General features: G+C 67.7%; 6 protein-coding genes and 1 pseudogene. 1 reads left to right on the top strand and 6 read right to left on the bottom strand.

What is annotated here, in order from left to right:
• Window positions 1–148 precede the first annotated feature (148 nt).
• The 3 genes from AB0H12_RS41720 to AB0H12_RS41730 form a co-directional block, all read right to left on the bottom strand.
• Window positions 149–634, bottom strand: coding sequence for a hypothetical protein (locus tag AB0H12_RS41720; RefSeq protein WP_499631184.1), 486 nt, complete (start codon window positions 632–634; stop codon window positions 149–151).
• Between the two features lie 272 nt (window positions 635–906).
• Entirely contained in the window at window positions 907–1,149 is a 243-nt protein-coding gene (locus AB0H12_RS41725; protein WP_499631187.1) for a hypothetical protein, read from the bottom strand.
• A 97-nt stretch (window positions 1,150–1,246) separates the two neighbouring features.
• Entirely contained in the window at window positions 1,247–2,119 is an 873-nt protein-coding gene (locus AB0H12_RS41730) for an esterase/lipase family protein (protein WP_499631190.1), read from the bottom strand.
• 599 nt (window positions 2,120–2,718) lie between these two features.
• Between AB0H12_RS41730 and AB0H12_RS41735 the strand changes: the two genes are divergently transcribed.
• Window positions 2,719–5,544, top strand: a complete 2,826-nt coding sequence (locus tag AB0H12_RS41735; protein ID WP_499631193.1) for an AfsR/SARP family transcriptional regulator — start codon at window positions 2,719–2,721, stop codon at window positions 5,542–5,544.
• A gap of 48 nt (window positions 5,545–5,592) precedes the next feature.
• Here the strand turns inward: AB0H12_RS41735 and AB0H12_RS41740 are convergent, their stop codons facing one another.
• From AB0H12_RS41740 to AB0H12_RS41750, 3 genes and pseudogenes are all read right to left on the bottom strand, one after another.
• On the bottom strand, window positions 5,593–6,042 hold the full coding sequence (locus AB0H12_RS41740; protein WP_499631195.1) for a hypothetical protein: 450 nt from the start codon (window positions 6,040–6,042) through the stop codon (window positions 5,593–5,595).
• On the bottom strand, window positions 6,023–6,409 hold the full coding sequence (locus AB0H12_RS41745; protein WP_499631198.1) for a hypothetical protein: 387 nt from the start codon (window positions 6,407–6,409) through the stop codon (window positions 6,023–6,025). The genes AB0H12_RS41740 and AB0H12_RS41745 overlap by 20 nt, the downstream gene beginning before the upstream one ends.
• 18 nt (window positions 6,410–6,427) lie before the next feature.
• Window positions 6,428–6,603, bottom strand: a pseudogene (locus AB0H12_RS41750) (IS630 family transposase); the annotation flags it as partial.

Raw genomic sequence — 6,603 nt, forward strand, 5'->3', positions numbered from 1 at the left:
AGTTGCCCGCCCTGAAGGTTTCGGGTGTAGCCGCAGGACGCCGTCGGAGGTTCGGCCGCTGCCGCCGGTACGGCGGGCAGTAGGACGAACCCGGCCACGGTCGCGAGCAGTGCTCCGTATCGTTTCGCTCTCATGATCGTCTTTCGTGTCAGAGTTGGACGCAGGCACGTCGGGAACCATCGTCGGCGGCACTGCCGTACGTGGAACGAAGGCACAGCGAGCTGCCCGCCCGGAACGTCCTGTCCACCACGAAGGTGCGGTACTCGACCTTCGCGGGCCATCCGTACACCCCGTCGACGTCACACCGTCCGGTGCCGCGAAGCGCGTAGGCCGCGCCGCTGTTCAGCGTGCCGGTGAGGGTGAAGGTCATGTAGACCGTCGCGGGGTCCATATTCCATGCGCCACCGCACAGGTCTTGGCGTATGGCGGAGTCCGGGTAGTACTCATGTGTGGCGAAGACCTTCGACACGAACGTTCCGGTGCGGTAGACCTTGCTGCACACCGTGCCGGTCTTCCCGTTGTCGACGCACACGGTCTTGACGGTTTCCGCCTGTGCTGGTGCGGGAGTCATGACGAGACACGCGCTTGCACCGAGCAGAATCGCCATGACTGCCTGTTTCAGGGATTTGGGCATCTTCACTCCATACTTTCGCGGTGGTTCGTTGACGGACGAGTTGTTTCGGCGCTGCCAGCGGGCTGCACGCCACACAGGCGCCAGCCCTTGGTCCAACGGTGGTCCCGGCACCACAGGCGGCGGTCCGTACCGTAGGTGGACACGTCGTAGGCGCCGTTGGGAGTGGAGCTGGATGCCCGCCCGCCCGGGGAGTGCCAGCCGCCGCTTCCACTCCAGGCGTGCCAGATGGTGTAGTCGGTGCCAATCACGAACCATTCGACTTTGCCGCCACCTTAGTCGAGGGTGGAGTAGGTGAAGTCGCAGTACGTGTAGCCGTTGTACCCGTACGCGGTAACCGGGCACGTCGACGCCGCTGAATCGAGAACCGTATTGGCGGCCGCATCGGCAGTCGCTTTCTCGGCCTTGGCGAACGTCACCACGGGGTACGCCTGTCCGTGTTCGGCGCCGACCGCGGATTCGGTTCGTGTCGGGGTCGCGGTGGCCGTCGGGGCGACGGCGGAAAAGAGCAGTGCCATCAGGGCGACAATGCCTGACAGTCGTCCGGCGGCGGCTCTAGCGGTTCGTTTTAAGGGAGTGGACATGGGACTCCTTCCGGGTCTCCCGTCGGTCTGGTCACCACTTCCACCAGTGGTAGATGGCATTGTTGGCGACCCGGGTCGGAGGCGCACCCGAGCCGGTCCAATACGACTTGTTGTCGTAGTAGTTCCAGTACCACTGCTGGTAGGAGCCGCTCGTGATTTGGGGAATGACCTCGTGCTCGATGCCTTGACCGGCGCGGTAGATGACGGTGTGACCGGCACCGCTCATGCCGACGGCGGACTCGTTGCTCACGATGTCGTCGTCCTCGGCGCCGATCAGGGTCCAGTCGGTGCCCTGGGCCGACTGTGGAGCGTTGTACAGCCAGCGGAGGAAGGGCGATCCTTCGGTCATGTCCTGACACTGGCGCGTGAAGACACCACAGATCCCGGCCCCCCTGGCTCCTTTGTGCGGTGTGGACAGGGTGACCACGTCCTCGATGTAGAGGTAGGGCGGCCAGCCGCTTTCCTTGCGTGCGACACCGGTGAGCGCGGCCCGGGTGACGAGGCCGCCCATGGAGTGCGCGACCACGTCGACCGAGATGTTGCTCTTGGAGAAGGAAGTGTAGATATTCCAGGCCAGCAGTCGACCGAGTTCCTGGATCGGCGTGTCCCGGTCGCCGTCGAGGATTTTTGTGTTGCAGTTGGTGTCACCCCGGTAGAAGCCAACGGTGTGGTACGAGCCGGTCCATCCGTAGGATCTCATGGCGTCGCCGAGGGTGCGCCAATAGCCGTCCCAGCAGTTGTGGCCAGGGGGGTTGCCGAGAAATGAGTACCCGTGAACGAAATAGACCGGCCGTGCCGCGCTGTTGTCCCTGGCCGGTGCGGCGACAGCTGGCCACGCGGTCGGAAGAACAAGCGATGCCGCTAAGGCGATCGCGGTACCGATACGTACGAGAACATGCCTCATTTATCCCCCAATGGGCATTCCCACTTCGAAATGATGTGTCCGAGCAAAGGCTCGGAAGTCGATCCGGATTGGTTCCGTCGACAGTGAAGAGTTTCGGTCGCTACGTCACGTGAAGAAGTCTTCGAGCGTGTTCGGGACATGCCCGAACACCGGACAGCGACAAGTCCGAGTGCGGGGGCACCTCGTCCAGCCGTTGGCGCCGCCACCCGTGTCCCGCCCTGGTGATCGACGCGTGCACGTGCGGGCGGCGACGATGCCTCGTGCCGGGCACCGCATCGGATGCGCCGTCAGGATGGCGGTGGCGGCAGGTCCGGTGCCGCCGGGCTGGCGGCACCGGCCATAGTCATCGTTTCATGCGCGTTGCTGCTCCTGTCGGGTCGATCATCGTGGGACCAGGACGCGCCGTCGACGGGAACGATGCTTTCCGATCCGGACTCGCGATGAGTTCCGCCAAGACGGCTCGTCTCCGCGCCGACCGAGATGGGTCCCGGCCTGGCCTGTGGCGTTGCCCAGCGTCACGGCAACGCGCAAAGAACCCGCTAAATCTGCGTTGTATCTCCTGCTCCCAACCGGTATCCAGGATGAGGGGAGGGGTTGCGGTGGAGGCGGATCGTCGCGTCGTGGTGGGGATGCTTGGTGAATTGGAATTGTGGCTGGATGACCGGCCACAACCTGTAGGGCATGCTCGCCAGCGGTCGGTGCTCGCGGTGCTGGCGGTCGAGGCCAACCGGGTGGTGCCGTTGGACAGCTTGATCGACCGTGTTTGGGGCGATCGGCCGCCGAGCACGGCGCGGTCGGCGTTGCGCGTCTATCTGTCCCACCTGCGCCGGGCACTCGCCCCGACCGGGATCACGATCACCCGCAAGGGCAGCGGCTACACGCTGGCCGCCGAGGCCGACACCGTGGACCTGCACCGTTTTCACCGGCTACTCGCCGTGTCGCGGGCAGCGCACGAGCCACGACAAGCCCTCTCCCTGGTCGAGGACGCCTTGGCGCTGTGGCGGGGTGAACCGCTGGCCGAGTTGGACACCGACTGGGCGCAGGCGGTGCGGGAGCGATTACGCCGCGAACGCGCCGCCGCCGAGGCCGACCGGATCGACTGGGCGCTGGCCTGCGGCCGGCACCTGCGGCTGCTGCCGGAGTTGACCGCACGGGCCGAGGCCGAGCCGCTGGACGAGCGCGTGGCCGGACAGCTGATGCTCGCGCTGTACCGTGCCGGTCGCCAGGCCGACGCCCTGGCCCACTACCAGCACGTCCGGCAGCGCCTGGTGGAGGACCTCGGCACCGATCCCGGCCCGGAACTGCAACGGCTGCACCAGCGCATCCTCACCGCTGACCCCGCGCTTACCCCGACGCAAACCGGCACCATGGTCACAGCCAGGTCGCCGTCGTCGGTGGTGCCGCGGCAACTGCCCGCTCCGCCCCGGTGGTTCACCGGTCGTACCGACCACTTGGCCGCGTTGGACGCCGCCCTGGACCAGCGGGGCACCGTGGTGATCTCGGCGATCGGCGGGGCGGGCGGTATCGGCAAGACCTGGCTGGCGCTGGCCTGGGCGCACCGACATCTCGACCGGTTCCCCGACGGGCAGTTGTTCGTGGATTTGCGCGGCTTCAGCCCGGAGGGCACACTCACCGACCCGGCGGTGGCGGTGCGCGGCTTCCTCGACGCCCTCGGTGTGCTCCCCGATCGCATCCCGGTCGACTCCGAGGCCCAGGCCGCGCTGTACCGCAGCGTGGTCAGCGAGCGGCGGATGCTGATCGTGCTGGACAACGCCGCCACCGCCGAGCAGGTCGTACCGCTGCTGCCGGGGGGCACCGAGTGTACGGTGCTGATCACCGGCCGCCACAGGCTGGCCTCCCTGATCGACCGGCACGGCGCCCGCCACCTGACCCTGGGCGTTCTGGCCCTCGACGAGGCGCGCGCCCTCCTGGCCGTACGCCTGGGCGCGGATCGGGTCGCTGGCGAGCCCGACGCCGTCGACGAGCTGGTCGAGTTGTGCGCGGGCTACCCGCTGGCCCTATCGATCACGGCCCGCAACGCCTCCTCCCGACTCGGCGTCCCGTTGGCCGAGGTGGCCGCCGAGCTGCGCGAGCTGGGGCTGGAGATGCTCGACCACGACACCGACGCCGCAGCCAGCCTGCCCGCCGTGCTGTCCTGGTCCCTGCGCCACCTCACCGACGAACAACGCACCGCGTTCGCACTACTCGGCATCGCCCCCGGCCCCGACATCGGTCTACCCGCCGCCACCAGCCTCACCGGACTGTCGGAGCGGAACACACGCGGCGTGCTGCGCGCACTGAACAACGCCTCCCTGATTGACCGCCACCCCGGCAGTCGATATGCCATGCATGACCTCGTCCGCGCCTACGCCACTACCCGCGCCCACGACCTGCCCGAAGCCTTCCGGGAAGCAGCGTGGCAGCGGGTGGCGGACTTCTACCTTCACACCGCCCACGCCGCCGACCGTCTGCTGGACCCGCACCGCGATCCGATCCGGCTCATCCCACCCGACCCCGACATCCACGCCCAACAGCTTCCCGACTACTCGGCCGCGCTGGCTTGGCTGGACGCCCACCACCCTCACCTGTTGGCCACCCAATACACCGCAGCCGCACACGACCGACACCAGGTCGTGTGGAATCTCGCCTGGACCCTATACACCTTTCACCGCCTGCGAGGGAACCCCCACGACCAACTTGCCGTGTGGCAGGCCGCCATCGATGCAGCCAACCACCTGCCAGGCCCTGCCACCCGCGCCCTCGCACGCCGGCTCCTCGGCCGGGCCCTTACCGAGCTAGGACGGTACGAGCAGGCCATCGAGCACCTGCACCAGGCACTCTCCCTAGCCGAACACCACTACGACCTCAACCAGCGGGCGCAGAGTCACCACGCTCTCGCGCGCGCCTGGGGGCACCGGGGAAATCACCCTCGGGCGATGGAACACGCGCACCACGCCTTGAACCTCTACCGCACCCTCGCCCAACCGGCGAAGGAGGCCATGGCACTCAACGCGGCGGGCTGGTACGCCGCACGCGCGGGCGACTACGACACCGCCCGCGACCACTGCCAAGCTGCACTCACCCTCCTCCGACGCCAGCACGACCTCGGTGGCGAGGCGGCCACCCTGGACAGCCTGGGCTACATCGACCATCACACTGGCCACCACAACGAAGCCATCGGCCTCTATCAGCAGGCACTCACTCTCCGCCGCGCACTCGGCCAGACCTATCTCATTGCCAATACTCTCGACAATCTAGGCCACACCCACACAGCACTCGGCCAACACGACCTGGCGCAGGAGGTGTGGCGGGAGGCGCTAGAGCTGTGTCGGGAGCAGGGGCGTGGGGCCGACGCCGAGCGGGTGCAGCGGCAACTCGACGCACTCGACCTCGAAGGCGACCCGGCCACCGAATGCGCGACGTAGTCCGAACCATTTCGGGCGCTCGCCGGGCAGGGTTCCGTCTTGTCGGTGTCAGGATCGGTCGGGCAACGGGATGACGTCGGAATCGGCGTCGGCCAATCGGTGGTGCAGGTGCCGGGATTGTTCCTCCAGTTCGGTGTTCCGCAGGGCGAGGACCTGGATCCGGTTGGCGTAGACCCTGATCGTCTCCTCCAACTCTCGCACCGTGGCGGCGTGTCGGCTCGCGGTCTGTTTGCGCTCCCGCTTGAGGAGGGTGATCTCCTCGCGTAGCGCGACAAGTTCCGGTTGGTGGGCGTCGCGGTTCGCTTGTGCAGCGGCGACGGCGTCCTTGAACGCCTCGGGCGAGCGGTAGAACGAGTCGCGGCCCACGCCGGCTTCCCGGCACAGGTTGGCCACCGTCAGCTCGCCGTCGGTGGCGGTGGGCTGGCCTGCGAGCAGCCTGGTCAGCGCCTGTTCCAGGCGGGCCTGGGTGGCGGTACGGTCATGCCCGCGTCTCCTCACTGTCGAGATCGCCGATGAGCTGGTCGAGCTCGGCGATGTAGCCGGTGAGTGCGACCCGCTGGAGTTTCGGGACCGGACAGGCCTTCGCGCACGACGCCTGCAGGTCCAGGGCCTGGTCGCGGGCGGTGGTCAACCGGGGCCGGTGCACCGTGGAGCGTCGGGCGTTCGGGCAGCGCAGGCACATGTTGTGCTGCGGGACGGGCCGGCCGACGACAGTGGCGCGCTTGACGCAGACCGCGGTCGTCGCGTTGAAGAAGCAGTCGTTGAGCACGCCGGGGTGCAGCGTCCTGGTGAGATGCCGCAGCATCGTGCGCAGCCGCAGCTCGTCGGACACGACACCGGGCAGGTCGCCTAGTGCGTTGACCACATAGGTTCGCCGGGTTGGTCAGGCCGCTTGAGGGTGTGGTCGGCCCCAGCGTTGGTGTCGTTCGCTGCGGATGCGGGCTCGTTCGCGGCGTTGGGCGGCGAGGATGTCGGGGTGGCGGGCGTTGGCGTTGCGCCAGCGCAGATGCTGCTGGAGCTGTCTGGCCAGAACGGTGTGGTTGGGGTGGTTCGAGTTGG

This window comes from Actinosynnema sp. NPDC023794 (assembly GCF_040639675.1).
Taxonomy (GTDB): domain Bacteria; phylum Actinomycetota; class Actinomycetes; order Mycobacteriales; family Pseudonocardiaceae; genus Actinosynnema; species Actinosynnema luteola.

Excerpts from the sequence above, each read along its gene's own strand:
- AB0H12_RS41720 (WP_499631184.1), bottom strand. The coding sequence starts at position 634 with ATGCCCAAATCCCTGAAACAGGCAGTCATGGCGATTCTGCTCGGTGCA.
- AB0H12_RS41725 (WP_499631187.1), bottom strand. The coding sequence starts at position 1,149 with ATGGCACTGCTCTTTTCCGCCGTCGCCCCGACGGCCACCGCGACCCCG.
- AB0H12_RS41730 (WP_499631190.1), bottom strand. The coding sequence starts at position 2,119 with ATGAGGCATGTTCTCGTACGTATCGGTACCGCGATCGCCTTAGCGGCA.